The organism is Microcoleus sp. S13_B4, from assembly GCF_036700885.1.
Lineage (GTDB): Bacteria > Cyanobacteriota > Cyanobacteriia > Cyanobacteriales > Microcoleaceae > Microcoleus.
This window is the reverse complement of record NZ_JAUBPU010000060.1, coordinates 1-16598: the sequence shown is the minus strand read 5'-3', so window position 1 is coordinate 16598 and position 16598 is coordinate 1. Positions and strand designations below refer to the sequence as shown.

Here is a 16598-nt window from a genome sequence, read left to right as displayed (position 1 = left end):
ATATTTATGAAAGATTTAAAGTTTCTCAAAACCTGGCCAGAAGTTTTAAAGGTCGCTCTCGTTAACTTAGTGCTTTTACTCGTTTTCCTCGAACTCGGCTCCTTGGGATGGTATTTTGTCAAGCACAAGCAATTTTTCTATACTAGAGAAAAGACGCAAAATAAGTCGGATTTAGGAATTAATTTAGAAGGAGTGCGGCTGAACAAGTCTATTGTCGAAAGGTTTCATCCTTTTTTTGGATTTATTCAACAACCCAGCGCTGATTTTCGGCCTGGTTTTAAAGTCAATAATTATGGGTTTATTTCTCCTTACGATTATCCTCTAAAAAAAACTAAAAAAAATCAGTTTTTTATAGGAGTTTTTGGCGGTTCTGTGGCTTCCGATTATGCAATATTTCAAGTTCAGAATCAAATTTTACCTAAATACCTCAAGCAGTTGCCCGGTTTAAAAGATAAAGAATTTGTAATTTTGTCTTTTGCAACGGGAGGCTACAAACAGCCGCAGCAATTATTAATTTTAAACTACTTTTTGGCTTTAGGTCAAGAATTAGATATGGTCGTTAATATAGATGGTTTTAATGAAGTAGCACTTTCTAATTTAAACAATAAAAATCAAGTCGATTTGGCGATGCCAAGCATTCAGCATATTTTGCCGCTGGCTAACTTCGCGAATAATAGCCTTTCTACTAAGGCTATGGAAGCAACCCTCAGAATTCAAGAAAATAAAACTAGGATTAATCAGGCTTTGGAAAGTTTGCAACACTGCTCTTTAGCGGTGTGCGAGGCTTTAACTTCTGTTTACGTTCAAAATCTAGTTAATAACTATAAAACCGATGTCATTAAGTTTGAAAAAGAACGCACTAAACAACAAAAAGATGACAGTGGCAGCGTTATTTATATCAATACTAATAAGTCAGTTTTACCGGATTCCGTAGCTTTTGAAAAAATGGCAGGGAATTGGGCAAAAAGTTCAATTTTTATGCACAAAGTGCTGTCAGCTAGTAATGTGCCTTATTTTCAGGTTCTTCAGCCTAATCAATATTATCAGACGAAAAGGGTGTTTGGTGAAGCAGAAAAGCAGATTGCTTTTAACAAGGATACTCCTTATGCTAAATCTGTACAAATTGGATATCCGGCTCTTTTCAAAAAGTTTCCGAATTTGGAAAAAAATGATATTAATATATTGAATGCTGTAAATGTATTTGATCGGACTAAAGAGGCTGTTTATGTAGATAGCTGCTGCCACTACAATCAAGCTGGAAAGGTGGTTTTCAGCAATTATGTAGGTCGTTCTATTCTGGAATCTTTGCGGAAAGATGAAATAAAAAAGAAGAAGTAGGGGGCTTCCACTAACGATCAACTAATCAAAGAAACAATCTCAAAAACCTGCCCCCACCCCACGGTAAATCCAAATGTACATTCAAATGTACCGTAGGACTGGAGGCCGATTTATTTATATTTTGAATTGCCGAAATTGTTGCTCAAACCCGCCCCAGAAGAAGGAAAGGTACTTTTTATCTGGGCTGATGAGAACAATTGACGGTGACGGTTTTTAGGTTTTTGGTTCTGTTCTAGCTCGATCGCCCGCTGAGTCGATCGGCATTACCAAGATTTTATCAACTCGGTTACCGTCCATATCGACTACTTCCACGCGCAAACCATTCCACTCAAAATGCTCGGCTGATGTGGGAATTTTGCCCAAATTAGTAATCACAAAACCGCCCATTGTGTGGTAACTTCCTTTGTGGTCGGCTGACAATTCTTCGATTCCAAACAGCTCAAAAAAATCTTCGACGGGTAGCATTCCGTCTAACAGCCAAGAACCGTCTTCGCGCTGCACGGCTTCCGGCTCGTCAGCATCTTCAATCGAGGGAAAGTCGCCCACCAATTCCACTAAAATGTCGTTGACTGTAACCAATCCTTGAATTACCCCGTATTCGTCTACTACCAAGGCAATTTGATTGCTAGATTGTTTGAAAAGTTCTAATACTTTTAAACCCCGCGTGCTTTCCGGTACAAATAACGGTCGTCGTAAAGAAGCGCTTAAATCTAGGGGTTGACCAGTTAAAGTCCGAGACAGCATATCAGTAACGTGTACTAAACCGACAACGTTGTCGAGCCCTCCCTGACACACTGGAAACCGAGAATGACCGCTGCCGAGCATTTTTTGGCGGTTTTCTTCTACTGAGTCGTCGAGGTCGAGCCAGGTAAGATCGGGACGCGGGGTCATTAAGGCGCTGACTCGCCGATCGCCCAAACGAAAGACTCTTTCCACCATATCTTGTTCGGCTTCTTCAAAAGTGCCGGCTTCGGTTCCTTGCTCTATTAAAACTTTAATTTCTTCTTCTGTGACTTGCGGTTCCGTCGAGGGCAAAATCCCCATGATCCGCAGCACTAATTCCGTGGAATAACTTAAAACATAAACCGCAGGAGCGCCTATTTTTGAGAGCATTCGCATGGGAATGGCGACGCTTGAGGCGATCGGCTCAGGGTTGTTGAGGGCCAGCCGCTTCGGCACGAGTTCGCCAATAATTATGGTCAGATAAGTTATGGTTAAAATTGCGATGACTGAGGCGATCGTGTGAGAGTATGGCGCCAGGGCAGGAATCAGCCGCAACAAAGGCTCTACTCTTTTAGCAATGGTCGTTTCTCCGAAAGCGCCCGACAGAATAGCCAGCAGCGTAATCCCGATTTGAACAGTCGGCAAGAACTGATTTGGGGCATTAGCCAGATCCAAAGCTACGCGGGCATTCGTTGAACCCTGGTTTGCCATCTGTTGCAGTCTCACCTTCCGTACTGAGATGATGGCCATCTCTGACATCACAAACACGCCATTGAGGAAAACCAGCAGGAGAACAATCAGAAGGTCGGTACTTGGGGACATTTCTAAAATTTTCGGTGGTAAAGGCGAAGTGCGCTGCCAGGTTAAAGGAGAAGCCTGCAAGCTGCGAATCTCGATCGCAAAATCGAAATTTTTTCTAAACCTGTCACTAGATTAACGTCCCGGGCTCGATCGCGATCGCAGCCTGGATATATTAGAGCAAAAATCTATCCCCAGTTCAGTTCCCAGGCGTCAACAGCAGATCGGCACAATCATGGATGTTTGTCGTACAATCTCCTTAACAGGCAAAGGGAAAGAGCCTTCGCCGATCGGGGATTAAAATTAAAAGCGCATGACTTTCTCTTCAATAATTCGTACCCTGGGGCGATCGCCCCTAGCAACAGAACTCCTCAACAAGCTCAAGCGCCATCGCTACGTGCAACTGTCCGGCATAGCCCGCTTGCCCAAAGGTTTAGTAGCTTCCGCCCTCGCCCAGCAAGAGGGGCGAAACTTATTGGCAGTAACGGCTACTTTAGAAGAAGCCGGCCGCTGGGTGGCCTCTTTAGAGGCGATGGGCTGGCAAACCGTACATTTTTACCCGACTTCGGAGGCTTCGCCCTACGAGCTATCTTACTCCGACGAGAACGAAATGACGTGGGGGCAAATGCAGGTGCTGGCGGATTTGGTGGATAAGGAAGAAAAAACCGCCAATCAGTCGAAGCCGATCGCGATTGTAGCTACCGAAAGAGCTCTCCAGTCTCACTTGCCGCCGCCTGCTGCTTTTGAACCCTACTGTCTGACGCTGAAGCGAGGTGCGGTTCAAGACTCGAAGATACTCGATCGCCAACTGGTTTCGATGGGGTACGATCGGGTAGCTCTGGTGGAAATGGAGGGTCAGTGGAGTCGCCGGGGCGATATTGTCGATGTATTTCCGGTGGCGGCTGAGTTGCCGGTGCGGCTGGAGTGGTTTGGGGATGATTTGGAGCAAATTCGGGAGTTTGACCCGTCTTCGCAGCGATCGCTCGATAAGGTCGATCGCTTAGTTTTAACTCCTACTAATTTTAACACAATTATTAAAGCAGTTTTAGCTGAAAAAAAGGTTGACGAAATCAACCACTTAGGCTCTGTTGACACAGAAAATGAAACCGAAAAATTTGTCCGTCGGCTGTTGGGTTTAGCGTTTGAAAAACCCGCATCTTTGTTGGATTATTTGCCAGAAAATACTTTAGTTGTTGTTGACGAACCCCAAGGGTGCGAAGCTCACAGCGACCGCTGGTTTGAGAATGCACAGGAACAGTGGAATAATTGCAATCGCGAATCGGAAGTTGCGGAGGCGGAAACAGAAAATTTGCAAATTGCTAATTTGAAAGTTCCGAAAATTCACCGCACTTTTGCTGAATCTATGGCAGATGTCGCAGCTTTCGATCGGCTAGAACTTTCAGAATTGGCAGAAGATTCTACTACTAAAAAATCTCAAAGCTCTGGGGATGGCGACCAGCTACCGTCTGCGATTAATTTGGCTTCTCGACCTGTGCCCGTGATGCCTCACCAATTTGCGAAGCTGTCTCAAATGCTCAGGGAAGAGCGCGATCGGGGTTTTACCATTTTCCTGGTTTCTGCTCAACCGAGCCGATCGGTTTCTCTGCTCTCGGAACACGACTGTCCGGCTCAGTTTGTGGTGAATCCGCGCGATTATTTGGCGATCGATAAGTTGCAATTGCAGCACATTCCCGTGGCTTTGAAGTACAGCGGGCTGGCCGAATTGGAAGGGTTTATTCTGCCGACTTTTCGGATTGTTTTAATTACGGATCGGGAATTTTACGGTCAGCATTCTTTAGCTACTTTTAGCTACGTCCGCAAGCGCCGCCGCGCTGCTTCTAAGCAAGTAGACCCGAATAAATTAAGCCCGGGTGATTATGTGGTTCACCGCCAGCATGGAGTGGGCAAATTTATTAAGTTAGAACGTTTGACTATCGACCGGGAAACTCGCGAGTATTTATTGATTCAATACGCTGATGGTACCCTGAGAGTGGCGGCCGATCAATTAGGGGCTTTGTCGAGGTTTCGGACGGTAGGCGATAAAGTACCGGATCTCAACAAGCTGACAGGCCAAACTTGGGAAAAAACTAAAACAAAGGTTCGCAAAGCTGTTAAGAAATTGGCAGTGGATTTGCTGAATCTTTATGCTAAAAGAGCTAAACAAACAGGTTACGCTTTTCCTCCTGATATGCCTTGGCAACAAGAATTAGAGGATTCTTTTCCTTACCAGCCAACGCCGGATCAGTTGAAGGCAACTCAGGATGTGAAACGCGACATGGAGGGCGATCGCCCGATGGATCGCTTGGTCTGCGGTGATGTCGGTTTTGGTAAGACAGAAGTTGCTCTGAGAGCGATTTTTAAGGCGGTTACGGCGGGCAAGCAGGTGGCTTTGCTCGCGCCGACGACGATTTTGACCCAACAGCACTATCACACGCTCTCGGAGCGTTTTTCCCCTTATCCGATCGAAGTTGGTTTGCTCAATCGCTTTCGCACTGAAACCGAGCGCCGGGAAATTCACAAGCGTTTGGCGACTGGGGAATTAGATGTGATTGTCGGTACTCAATCTGTTTTGAGCAAGGCGATTAAATTTCGAGATTTGGGCTTGTTGGTGGTGGATGAAGAACAGCGGTTTGGAGTTAAGCAAAAGGAAGCGATTAAATCTCTCAAAACAGAGGTAGATGTTTTGACTTTGACAGCAACGCCGATTCCTCGGACTTTGTATATGTCGCTGTCGGGGATTCGCGAGATGAGTTTGATTTCGACTCCGCCTCCCAGCAGGCGCCCGATTCAGACGCATTTGGCTCCCTATAACCCGGAAGTGGTGCGATCGGCAATTCGTCAAGAGTTGGACAGGGGCGGTCAGGTTTTTTACGTGGTGCCGCGGATTGAGGGGATTGATGAGTTGGCCGCTCAGTTGCAGGAGATGGTTCCGTCTGCCAGAATTGCGATCGCCCACGGTCAAATGGATGCTTCGGAATTAGAATCGGTCATGCTGACTTTCAGTGCGGCAGATTTCGATATTTTGGTGTGCACAACGATTATTGAGTCGGGTTTGGATATTCCGCGAGTCAATACCATTTTAATTGAAGACGCGCAGCGCTTTGGTTTGGGTCAGCTTTACCAGTTGCGGGGACGGGTGGGACGCGCGGGGATTCAAGCTCATGCTTGGCTGTTTTATCCCAAGCAGAACCAACTGTCGGATGCTGCAAGGCAGAGGTTGCGGGCAATTCAAGAGTTCGCGCAGTTGGGTTCAGGCTATCAGTTGGCTGTCCGAGATATGGAAATTCGCGGTTCGGGTGATGTTTTGGGTACTGAACAATCTGGTCAAATGGAGGCGATCGGTTTTGATTTGTATGCTGAAATGTTAGAGGAGGCTATTCGGGAAATTAAGGGTCAGGAAATTCCGAAAGTGGAGGACGCGCAAATTGACCTCACTTTGACGGCGTTTATTCCTGCAGATTACATCGCAGATTTAGATCAAAAGATGAGCGCTTATCGGTCTGTGGCTTCTGCTAATAACCCAGAAGAGTTACAGCAGATTCAGGCTGATTGGTGCGATCGTTATGGGCCAATTCCTCTTCCAGCCCAGCAACTTATCCGTGTGGTTGAACTTAAACAAATCGCTAAAAAAATTGGTTTTTCTCGGATTAAACCGGAGAATAAGCAGCACATAGTTTTGGAAACTTCGATGGAAGAGCCTGCTTGGAATTTGCTCAAAGCTAATTTGCCGGAACATTTGCGCTCTCGTTTTGTCTACAGCAAGGGGAAGGTTACTATTCGAGGTATGGCGGTTTTGACGGCCCAAAAGCAATTGGATAATTTGATTGATTGGTTGGGTAAAATGCAGGGCGCTTTGCCGGAAGCAAATGTTGGATTTTAATATATAGCAAGTCTATTTGAGTCATGAATGTAGAACAACCTGAAACGCTTGTGATGATTGAATCGATTGTTTACAAATCAAATGGTTTTGCTATATAATCCCCAAATCTAGCGCACCGCCGAAACGACAGAATAATACCGAGAGAACCGGAAAAAATATTACTGCTGTTTTCATGATTGTTTTAGCGACAGAAAGGATTAAAATCGTGAAAAGGTTAGTGAGTATTTTTTTGGCGATCGCGCTAGTGCAAGGAGTGCCAATGGCTGTTCAATCTCAACAAATAATTGACCCGATCGATCGGGTTGTGAGTGCAGGATTGATGAATAAAGATGCTAGTGGCAATTTTAATGCTGAGGGCCTTGTCAGTCGCGCCGATTTGGCGATGATTTTAGTGAAAACTTTTAGTTTGGAACGCCGGAAAACCGCTCAAAAACCGGATATTGAATTGCCGGACGTACCGAAGAGTTACTGGGCTTACAGTGCGATTCAAACTGCTTTGAAAACGGGAACGATGAGTGGATATCGCGACGGAATGTTTTTCCCAAATCAAAGGGTGACGCGCGCTGAAGCTTTGGCGATTTTTGCTCAAGCTTACGGGGTTTTTCAGTTTCCCGATGCCAGCATTTCCGAGATTTTAGCTAAGTATCCCGATGCAGGCGAAATCCCTAATTGGGCTAGAAAGTCTCTGGCTACTGCACTTTATGAAGGGTTTGTTAATGTTGATCTCGGAACTAATAAGATTAATCCTTTGAAGCCGATGACTCGTGGGGATATCGCTTACGCTTTGAGCAAGTATTTGGAGCGGCAAGTAAGGCCCACTTCTTTGCCTGTCCCAAACGAGGAGCCTCCTAATCGCGGCATGGGGCGGTGATAGTTGTTCTGCATTTAAATTAAATTTTTTGGGCGGGCAGGATGCCCACCCCACAAGAGTTTCAATAAACAGGATTGTGAAAATTAAATGCACACCAGCTTAGTTGTAAGTTGTGGGAACCGTCTTGACGGTTACGACGTTCTTATTCTTAATTCCTTCTTCCTTCTTCCTTCTTCCTTCTTCCCTCTTCCCTCTTCCTTCTTCCTTCTTCTAGAAAAAGTCGATCGCCCGCCATGCAAAATCCCGGAGATTTGGTGACTGTAAAAGCAGCCATCAAACCCCCAGGATTTAAGTTTTTCCTCTTAAACGAGGCTCAAATTATTGCCAATGAATGTTGGCTTAATCAGCAGTAGCCAATTCGGTACTGGCGCCACCGCGCTTCCGCGTCAGGGTATTGAAAAGCATCTGACCGACTGCTTTAATCAAATTGCCTTCTAACTCCATGAACATCTTCATGTTCATGCCAAAAGCTGCATTAGCTTCGTCAACAATTCGCTCTGCTGTGGCTTCGTCAATGGGCAGTTCATTCATTGCCTGACGGTAGTTAGCTTTGAACTCTTTTTCATCAGGAATATCCTGGAATTCATAGAAAGCAGTGCCTTCTCCCTCGGAAAGATTCATCCCGCGCTGGGCAATTCCCTTCAGGATTTGTCCGCCGGATAAATCGCCAAGGTAGCGAGTGTAAGAGTGAGCTACTAACAGTTCTGGTGCTGTCGCCGAAATCTCGTGAATGCGCTGCACATAAGCTTTAGCTGCGGCTGACGGAGCTACTTGTTCCCGCCAATTCGCACCGTAGTAGTAAAATAAATCTTGCTCTAAGCTTTGTTTGCGATTCAACTCAGAAAAGTTAATTTTTGAAACAACCGGGTGCTGCTTTTGGCGTTCCATTTCCTCTTCCATTGCCGAGTAGACAAAGTAGAGGTTTCCTACTAACTTCCGGTAAGAAGTTTTTTCTACAACGCCTTTTAAAAAACACTTGACAAAACCAACGTTTTCTGCCATTGTGTGGGACTTTTTCGTTCCCTCACGCAATTTGGTCGCTAAATTGATGCTCATGCTATATTGTCCAACCTTCTATTTTTGTGGTAGCTGATGGATGCGCCAAAAATCTAAAAATTACCTAAGCATTTACCTTAGATCGATTTGATGAGAGATTGTATTAATTTTTATAACAAAATCTACCGGCCTCAAACGGCAGAAACCCTTGTGCCTCGGAAGGCACAAGGGTTCAAACTGCTGCAAAAGTTTAGTCCTTAGTCGTTCGTCATCGACTGTTAGCTAAGGACTAATTTAGATGTCCAAGTCGAGGAGGTTGAGTTTGGGGCCGTAGGTTTCGATGAACTCGCGGCGGGGGGCGACACGATCGCCCATTAAGATCGTAAAGATGCGATCGGCCTCAGCAGCGTCTTCAATCTCCACCCGTTTCAGCGTCCGAGTTTCTGGGTTCATCGTCGTATCCCACAACTGTGTCGGCATCATTTCGCCCAAACCTTTGAACCGCTGGATGGTGTAGTTAGCATTCGCCGGAAATTCATTGCGGACGAGATTGTTCATTTCGCGATCGCTGTAACAGTAGTAATGATTGCGTCCCCGTTCCACTTTATAGAGAGGAGGACAGGCAATATAGATGTAACCTTGATCTACAAGTGCGCGCTGATAGCGGTAGAAAAAGGTTAGCAACAGCGTGCGGATGTGCGCGCCATCTACGTCAGCGTCAGTCATAATTACGATGTGGTGATACCGCAATTGCGACGGATCAAATTCTTCGCCTTTGATGCCTAAACCCAGGGCTGTAATTAACGATTGAATTTCATTATTTTTGTAGATTTTGGCATCGTCGGTTTTCTCAATGTTGAGAATTTTACCGCGCAAAGGCAGGATTGCTTGGAATTGGCGATCGCGCCCTTGTTTGGCCGATCCGCCTGCAGAATCCCCTTCCACCAGGTAGATCTCAGACAGGGCGGGGTCTCTGGAACTACAGTCTGCTAGTTTACCGGGCAAAGGAGACGATTCTAAGACGGATTTTCGGCGCACTAAATCGCGGGCGCGACGGGCGGCTTCAGCGGCCTTAAATGCCTGAATTGCTTTTTCCAAAATAGCGTCAGCTACCTGGGGGCGAAACTCTAAATATTCGGTCAATACTTCGCCTACCAAGGAATCGACAATTCCCCGAACTTCTGTATTTCCTAGCTTAGTTTTAGTTTGGCCTTCAAATTCCGGATCTGGGACTTTGACCGAAATCACTGCTGTCAAACCTTCGCGAACGTTTTCGCCGGCGAGGTTGGGCTCGTTTTCTTTGATTTTGTTGCGCTTGCGGGCGATCGAATTCATCGTCCGCGTCAAAACAGCCTTCAAACCTTCTAAGTGGGTGCCTCCGTCGATCGTCCGAATGTTGTTAGCAAAACCGAGAACATTGTCGCTAAAAGCATCGACGCACCACTGCAAAGCTACTTCTATCTGCACGTTGTTACGTTCGCCTTGCACGTAAATCACTTCTTCGTGCAGAGGCTGCTTTTCGCGGTTCATGTAGGCGATATATTCCTTGATTCCGCCCTCATAACAGTATGTTTCGATGCGAGGTTCGCTACTTTTAAGCAGTTCCAAACGGTGGTCGCTAAATGTAATTCTAACGCCAGCATTCAAATAACCCAATTCTCGCAAGCGCCCAGCGAGTATAGTGTAATCAAATTCAATACCAGTGCTAAATATTTGAGTATCTGGCAAGAAAGAAACTGAAGTGCCGGTGCGAGTGCCTTTGTGGGGCTTGGCATTAAGTTCGGTAACTGGATTGCCTCTTTCGTAGCGCTGTAAATGTTCTTTTTGGTCGCGCCAAACTGTCACTTCTACCCACTCGGACAGCGCGTTAACAACAGAAATACCTACACCGTGCAATCCTCCAGAAACCTTGTACCCACCACCGCCAAATTTACCGCCGGCGTGGAGTACAGTCATTACTGTTTCTATTCCCGATTTGCCAGTCTTGGCAACGATGCCGGTGGGAATACCCCGGCCGTCGTCTGTCACGGTAACGGAACCGTCGGCGTTGATGTCAATCTCGATGTGAGTGCAGTGGCCAGCCAGCGCCTCATCAATGGAATTGTCCACAACCTCGTAAACTAGATGGTGGAGTCCTCGCGGGCCGGTGGTACCGATGTACATCCCCGGTCGTTTACGGACTGCTTCGAGACCTTCGAGAACTTGAATCTGGTCGGCGCTGTAGCTGCTGGTCATACAAAAATAGCTCCAATAATGAGGCCTAAAGCCCCGAAAGCTTCTAAAATGGGAAAACTCCTAAAATTATAGCACAAAACCGTTAAAGGCGATGCTAGGGCTTTCTGAAGGGAAATTTATTGGGGGGAGGGAGGGGAATAGTTTTGAGATTGCTTGAGGACTGCCCAGGCCGATCGCGGTGAATCAGTGGATGGAGAGAGGAGAAAGCATGGAGAGGAGAGGATTTGAGAGTTTTTATAGGGAAATGTGCGACAGCTTATGCCTAAATTAATTACGATTTGCGGGGCGACGGCCACGGGGAAGTCGGGAGTGGCTTTGGCTTTGGCGGGGCGGCTGCACTCCTCGATCCTGAGTGCGGACTCCCGTCAAGTGTACCGCGAATTTGACATCGGAACGGCAAAACCGACGGCGGTCGATCGTACTTGTGTACCGCATTACTTAATTGACATCTGCGATCCGACAGAAACTCTGACACTAGCAGAGTACCAGCAGCAAGCTCAAAAATTAATTGCTGCTGTCGATTTTCCGCCGTCTCCTCCTGTGTTATTGGTTGGAGGGACGGGCTTATATATTAAATCTGTAGTCAGGGGTTTGAAAATTCCGAGGGTTGGGCCGATGCCGGAATTGCGATCGCAACTTGCGGAACTCGGACAATCTCAATGTTACGCCATGTTGCAGCAGGTCGATCGCTCTGCTGCTGAGAAAATTCACGTCAATGACCCAGTAAGAACTTTGAGGGCACTGGAAGTATTTTATGTCACCGGTCGCCCTATTTCCGAACAGCAGGGCGAAAATCCTCCCAATTATCCTATTTTACAAATTGGGTTGGATTGCGCGATCGATGTTTTGGTCGATCGGATTAAACAGCGCACCGAACAAATGCTAGAACATGGTTGGATCGCTGAAGTAGAATATTTGTGTAAAAAATACGGCTGCGACTTGCCACTGTTGAACACGCTGGGCTATCAGGAAATGAAACAATATTTGGCTGGCGACATTAAGCTTGAAGAAGCCAAAGAATTAACAATTTTGCACACGCGGCAATTTGCGAAGAGACAGCGCACCTGGTTTCGAGCGTATCCTGAAATTGAATGGTTTGATGTTAGCACGCCAGATTTATTGGAGCGAGTTTGGCAGAGAGTGCAGCAGTTTCTCAAGTGATTTCAAATGGAAATTCAAAATTTTTAAAACCACAGATTAACGCAGATGTCAGTTAAATTGGTGGGTTAGTTTTTTAACTAAAGTAAGTCTACTTTTTTCCTTAACTTTGACTGAGTAAAATTTCTCTAATTCTTTGCCGAAACAAACGCACAGCCGCACGCTGTCCGACTGTTCTGCTTTGTTCGATGAAACCCGGGATTTCGGCAACGGGTAAAAAGGGGAAAGCTAAACTGCGATCGCACATTTCATATTTTCCCTCCACAAGTTGATAAACTTGCAGAGATTCCCGCCGATACCTCCAAAGTTCGGGAACACCAAGAGCAGCATATATGGAATCTTTATTAACTGAAGAATTCGTGTAATCCGACTCTATTGCTAAATCAGGCGGCAAATCTTCTGGGAGGTTGATGTCTCTTTTACCTCTGATGCTGGCTTCATTTTGAATGTAGAAACAAGTATCAGGTTCGACAGCACGAGTTAAATCTTCCCGTTCTAGAGTCAGAGAACCAGCTTTCATCACTTCGATTTCTAGCTCATCTGCTGTAGCTTCAATAAAGCTTTCTATCAGTCCTTTCGGAACTTCATGTTCTAGATGCGGCATCCTGATTTCTAATACTCCTTTATCGTAAGCAATTCTCCAAGCTCTATCGTCCCCAACATCGGCCAGCAATGCTTTAAAAGTTGACCAACTGACACCTTTTAAAATAACTCGGTTTTCTACTGGGGTAGTTTGCTTCTCGATGGGAGTTGATGTTGTTGTTACCATTTAACAATTCCTTGGTAGCTTCATCAATTTTTATTATAGAGGATAATAGGAGGTTTTTTTCTCGTTCTCAGGCTCTGTCTGGGAATGCCTAATCCGAGGCAGAGCCTCGCGGGAATAGGGAGGCAGAGCCTCCGGATATGCGTTCCTAGGCAGAGCCTAGAAACGAGAGGAAATCCGTAAATTAACTGTACAAACTAGCTACATATTCGCCGTAACCGTTATAGGGCAAAGTCGGGCGAGTTTCCCACGACCAACTGTTACCGGGGCCGACTATCCGTTCGCTGGCCTGCGACCATCTGGGGTGCGGTTTGTCGGGTTCGACATTTGCTTCAAAAGCGTATTCGTTGGGGCCGATTGTATTCCAAAAAGTGGCGGGCTGTTGTTCTACAAATTCAATTTTTACGATTGACTTTGCGCCCTTAAAACCGTATTTCCAAGGAATCACTTGCCGCAGCGGCGCACCATTTTGTTTTGGTAGCTGCCGGCCGTACAAACCTGTGGCAAAAAATGCTAAATCATTGGCCATTTCCTCGATTCGCAGACCTTCGGTATAAGGCCAAGGATAAAATTGCGACATCAAACCGGGGCCGGGAGTTATTTTGGGGTCGTAAAATGAGGTGAAGCGAACGAATTTAGCTCTCGATTGCGGTTCGACATCAGCCATCAGTAATTTCATGGGAAATCCGACCCAAGGAACTACCATCGCCCAGGCTTCTACACAGCGAAATCGATACACTCGTTCTTCGATAGGAAATTTTTTGTAGAGGTCGTCAATATCATAGGTGCGGGGATTTTTTACTAAACCGCCTACTTCTACTTTCCAGTTTTCTGTTGGCAAAGCTTGAGCAGCTTGCCAAATAGATTTGGTGCCGCCGTATTCGTAAAAATTGTTGTATTTTGTAGCTAAGGCTTCGTCGGTAATCGCTCGATCGACTTTTGCAAAGGCCGGATTCCGAATCAATCCCGGATATGCTTGGGTTGAGCTTTGCTCTAGAGCAGTTTTTGAGCTAGCATTGGTTTGGCAGCCGGTCAGCGGCAGCAGCGAAGCAGTCACGCCGGCGCCAATTAAATTTGTCATGAAGCGGCGGCGGTTGAGAAATGCTGTTTCTGGGGTAATTTGGGGTTCGAGAATTTCCCAAGGTTTGGGAACGCGAATTAACGGCATAAGTAATAGTTAAAAGTTAGTAGTTAGTTTGGCAAAAGTTGCCTAATTTTTACTCTGTTAGTCGATTTGATATTTGATATTTGAGATTGACTCCATAGAACAAATAATCGCGGATATTTGGCAATGCGTCGCCATTGCTTTGCTTGGCTGCGATCGCCCTGAAAGTATTCGCAATGACAGTATAACGTAATTCGGTAACAGCGAATCGGGCGGATCACTTGATCTGCCTATTAAACCTCGCTCGCAGGAAAGTCAGCAATTATTTACGCACGATCACCCGCGTGCAATTGTGGCGAAAATCTGGGAAACAATTATCATAAAGCAAAGATTCCAATTATTGAATTTGTCCACAGGAAGCGGCACGCACCGCCCCGCTTTCCTCCCCCACCCGCAAGTATGTCGGACGGGGGTCTCCAGCGGAAAGACAAATGAGTTACTGCACCAATCCCAATTGCCAGAATCCCCAAAATCTCGATCGCGCGACAGTCTGCAAAAGTTGCGAGTCGAACTTGCTGCTAAAAGGCCGCTACCGAGTCTTTCACACCCTCGGTCAAAGTCTCACTTGCCGCACCTTCTTAGCAGTCGATGAAGACCAACCTTCGCAACCCCGCTGCGTCATTCAACAGTTCTGCGGCTCAGCAGCAGCCACAGACGGTCGCACACAGCTAAACCGGACATTTCGCGGCTCAGCCTCAGTTCTCGGCGAGGTGGGGAAACATCCCCAAATACCCAAACTGCTGGCATCTTTTGAAGTCGAAGGCTGCCAGTATTTAGTGCAAGAATACATCGAAGGCCGCAATTTGGCCGATCGGCTTTCAGAAAAAGGTGTTGTTAAAGAAATTCAAATTTGGTATCTGCTGAGCGAATTGTTGCCAGTCCTGCAATTTGTTCACGAAAATCAACTGATTCACGGAGATATCAAACCGTCCAATATTATTCACCGCAAAACTCCCCAAGCATCCCCAGCTTTGGCAGGAAAAGAGCATTTACATGGAGTGTCTCAGGAAAGTGCCTCGGGGCTGGTTTTAGTCGATTTCGGGGCGGCAATTCCGGCTAATAGTGGCCCGCTCAAAACAGAAACGGTGACAGGTTCTGCGGAATACGCGGCCCCGGAACAAATTAAAGGCCAAGCAATTAAGAGCAGCGACATCTACAGTTTGGGCCTCACTTGCATTCACCTGTTAACGGGAATGTCGCCCTTTGATTTGTTTGACATCAAAGCCGACAGTTGGGCCTGGAGACATTATTTGAAAGTACCAGTTTCGGCGCGACTCGGCCGCATTCTGGATAAAATGGTGCAGCGAGAACCATCAAAACGCTATCGATCGACCGAGGCAATTCTCACAGACATGAAATACGGCCCGGCACCGGTAGACGTGATTCTCAGCAAACCCAAGTGGACTTTGGCCATGTGGGGAGCAAGTACGGTTGCCCTGCTGTCCGTAGTGCTGGGCGTTCGCTTGCCATCTCCTGCACCGCAGGCTTTCACTTCTTCTGAGCCTGTTTCTAGCATTCCCGAAATTCGGTTCAATCCGCCCCCGATGCAGGATTTCAGCAGTGGTGGCGAGTCCCAGTCCGGGCCCGCAGTGCGGACTCTGGCGGATCAAGACAAAAACCCGGTTTGGGCGGTAGCAGTCGCTCCCAACGGCCGCGTGATAGTCAGCGGCAATAACGATGGCACAATTCATCTGCTGCACAAGCGTCACGGCAAGCTGCTCAAGGTTTTAGCAGGACATTTGGGGCCGGTGTGGTCGGTGGCAGTCAGTCCCGACGGCAGGACGATCGCCAGCGGCAGCGCTGACGGTACGATTAAATTGTGGAATTTCTATTCGGGCAAGTTAATTCGGACTTTGGACGGCCACACAGACGGCGTGTTCTCGGTGGTTTTCAGTCCAGACGGCCAAGCCCTCGCCAGTGTCGGTAAGGACAATACTTTGAAGCTGTGGCAAGTCGAAGACGGTGCCGAGTTGGAAACTCTCCAAGGGGTTTTTGACCAGGTACATTCGGTGGCTTTCAGTCCCTATAAAGACACTCTCTTTACTGGCAACGGCGACGGTACTATCAAGCTGTGGAATTGGAAGACTGGGGAATTCCAAGCCACTCTCACGGGTCATGCCGATGCTGTTTCGGCTCTGACTGTCAGCCCTGACGGTAAAATTTTGGGCAGTGGGGGCTGGGACAATACGGTGAGGATTTGGGATATCACCAAGGAACACGGCCCCGCACCCGAGGGTGAAGTGATTTTTAACGGTCATGCCGATCGAATTCAGTCTCTAGCTTTCAGTCCAGACGGAGACAAGCTTGCTAGCGCCGATTTGAGCGGGACTATTAAGCTGTGGCACATGAGTTCGGGTGAAATCGCCGGCACGCTGAAGGGTCATTCTACTTGGGTGGAATTGGCTTTTAATCCTCAGGACAAAACTCTGATCAGCGGCAGTTTTGACGACACGATTAAGGTGTGGCGGCTGTCTCCTTGATTTTTGCGATCGCCCGGAGTTAGATATACACTTTTAAGAAAGGACAGTCTCAACAAACTCTGATTAGGTGGTGTGGCTGTCTTTTTCTTAAGTCAACCTTCATATATAGGACGTAATTGCTCAACTAGGGGAAAAAAGGGAGCCATCAATAGAGAGAGCTTGTTGAATGGATTGATAAGCAGTTAAAC

General features: G+C 46.8%; 11 protein-coding genes. 5 read left to right on the top strand and 6 right to left on the bottom strand.

Going from position 1 to position 16598, the window contains the following annotated elements; translation table 11 throughout:
- The first annotated feature begins 6 nt into the window (after positions 1–6).
- Positions 7–1338 carry a hypothetical protein gene (locus QT994_RS22710; protein WP_445243939.1) on the top strand — a complete coding sequence of 444 codons (1332 nt, stop codon included), beginning with the start codon at positions 7–9 and terminating at the stop codon, positions 1336–1338.
- Between the two features lie 213 nt (positions 1339–1551).
- On the opposite strand, the gene QT994_RS22705 is transcribed toward QT994_RS22710, so the two are convergent.
- Positions 1552–2883, bottom strand: a complete 1332-nt coding sequence (locus tag QT994_RS22705) for a hemolysin family protein (RefSeq protein ID WP_333178518.1) — start codon at positions 2881–2883, stop codon at positions 1552–1554.
- 289 nt (positions 2884–3172) lie between these two features.
- Here QT994_RS22705 and mfd point away from each other — a divergent pair, with 289 nt between their 5' ends.
- Positions 3173–6739 (top strand): transcription-repair coupling factor, encoded by a 3567-nt coding sequence (gene mfd, locus QT994_RS22700; protein ID WP_333178478.1) that lies wholly within the window; start codon positions 3173–3175, stop codon positions 6737–6739.
- 217 nt (positions 6740–6956) lie between these two features.
- Complete coding sequence (locus QT994_RS22695; RefSeq protein ID WP_333178474.1) at positions 6957–7610, top strand: S-layer homology domain-containing protein; 654 nt, start codon at positions 6957–6959, stop codon at positions 7608–7610.
- Positions 7611–7758: 148 nt separating this feature from the next.
- Here QT994_RS22695 and QT994_RS22690 read toward each other — a convergent pair whose 3' ends face one another.
- The 3 genes from QT994_RS22690 to gyrB form a co-directional block, all read right to left on the bottom strand.
- Positions 7759–7884 (bottom strand): hypothetical protein, encoded by a 126-nt coding sequence (locus QT994_RS22690; protein WP_333178471.1) that lies wholly within the window; start codon positions 7882–7884, stop codon positions 7759–7761.
- A gap of 65 nt (positions 7885–7949) precedes the next feature.
- Positions 7950–8666, bottom strand: coding sequence for a heme oxygenase (biliverdin-producing) (locus QT994_RS22685; protein WP_333164570.1), 717 nt, complete (start codon positions 8664–8666; stop codon positions 7950–7952).
- A gap of 234 nt (positions 8667–8900) precedes the next feature.
- A complete protein-coding gene (gene gyrB / locus QT994_RS22680; RefSeq protein ID WP_333178468.1) occupies positions 8901–10841 on the bottom strand; it encodes a DNA topoisomerase (ATP-hydrolyzing) subunit B in 1941 nt (646 codons plus the stop codon).
- A gap of 258 nt (positions 10842–11099) precedes the next feature.
- Between gyrB and miaA the strand changes: the two genes are divergently transcribed.
- A complete protein-coding gene (gene miaA / locus QT994_RS22675) occupies positions 11100–12002 on the top strand; it encodes a tRNA (adenosine(37)-N6)-dimethylallyltransferase MiaA (RefSeq protein WP_333178465.1) in 903 nt (300 codons plus the stop codon).
- A 100-nt stretch (positions 12003–12102) separates the two neighbouring features.
- On the opposite strand, the gene QT994_RS22670 is transcribed toward miaA, so the two are convergent.
- Both QT994_RS22670 and msrP read right to left on the bottom strand, forming a co-directional pair.
- A complete protein-coding gene (locus tag QT994_RS22670) occupies positions 12103–12768 on the bottom strand; it encodes a Uma2 family endonuclease (protein ID WP_333178463.1) in 666 nt (221 codons plus the stop codon).
- A gap of 181 nt (positions 12769–12949) precedes the next feature.
- Entirely contained in the window at positions 12950–13933 is a 984-nt protein-coding gene (gene msrP, locus QT994_RS22665) for a protein-methionine-sulfoxide reductase catalytic subunit MsrP (protein ID WP_333178460.1), read from the bottom strand.
- A 428-nt stretch (positions 13934–14361) separates the two neighbouring features.
- Here msrP and QT994_RS22660 point away from each other — a divergent pair, with 428 nt between their 5' ends.
- Positions 14362–16410 carry a serine/threonine-protein kinase gene (locus tag QT994_RS22660; RefSeq protein WP_333178457.1) on the top strand — a complete coding sequence of 683 codons (2049 nt, stop codon included), beginning with the start codon at positions 14362–14364 and terminating at the stop codon, positions 16408–16410.
- Positions 16411–16598: the final 188 nt, after the last annotated feature.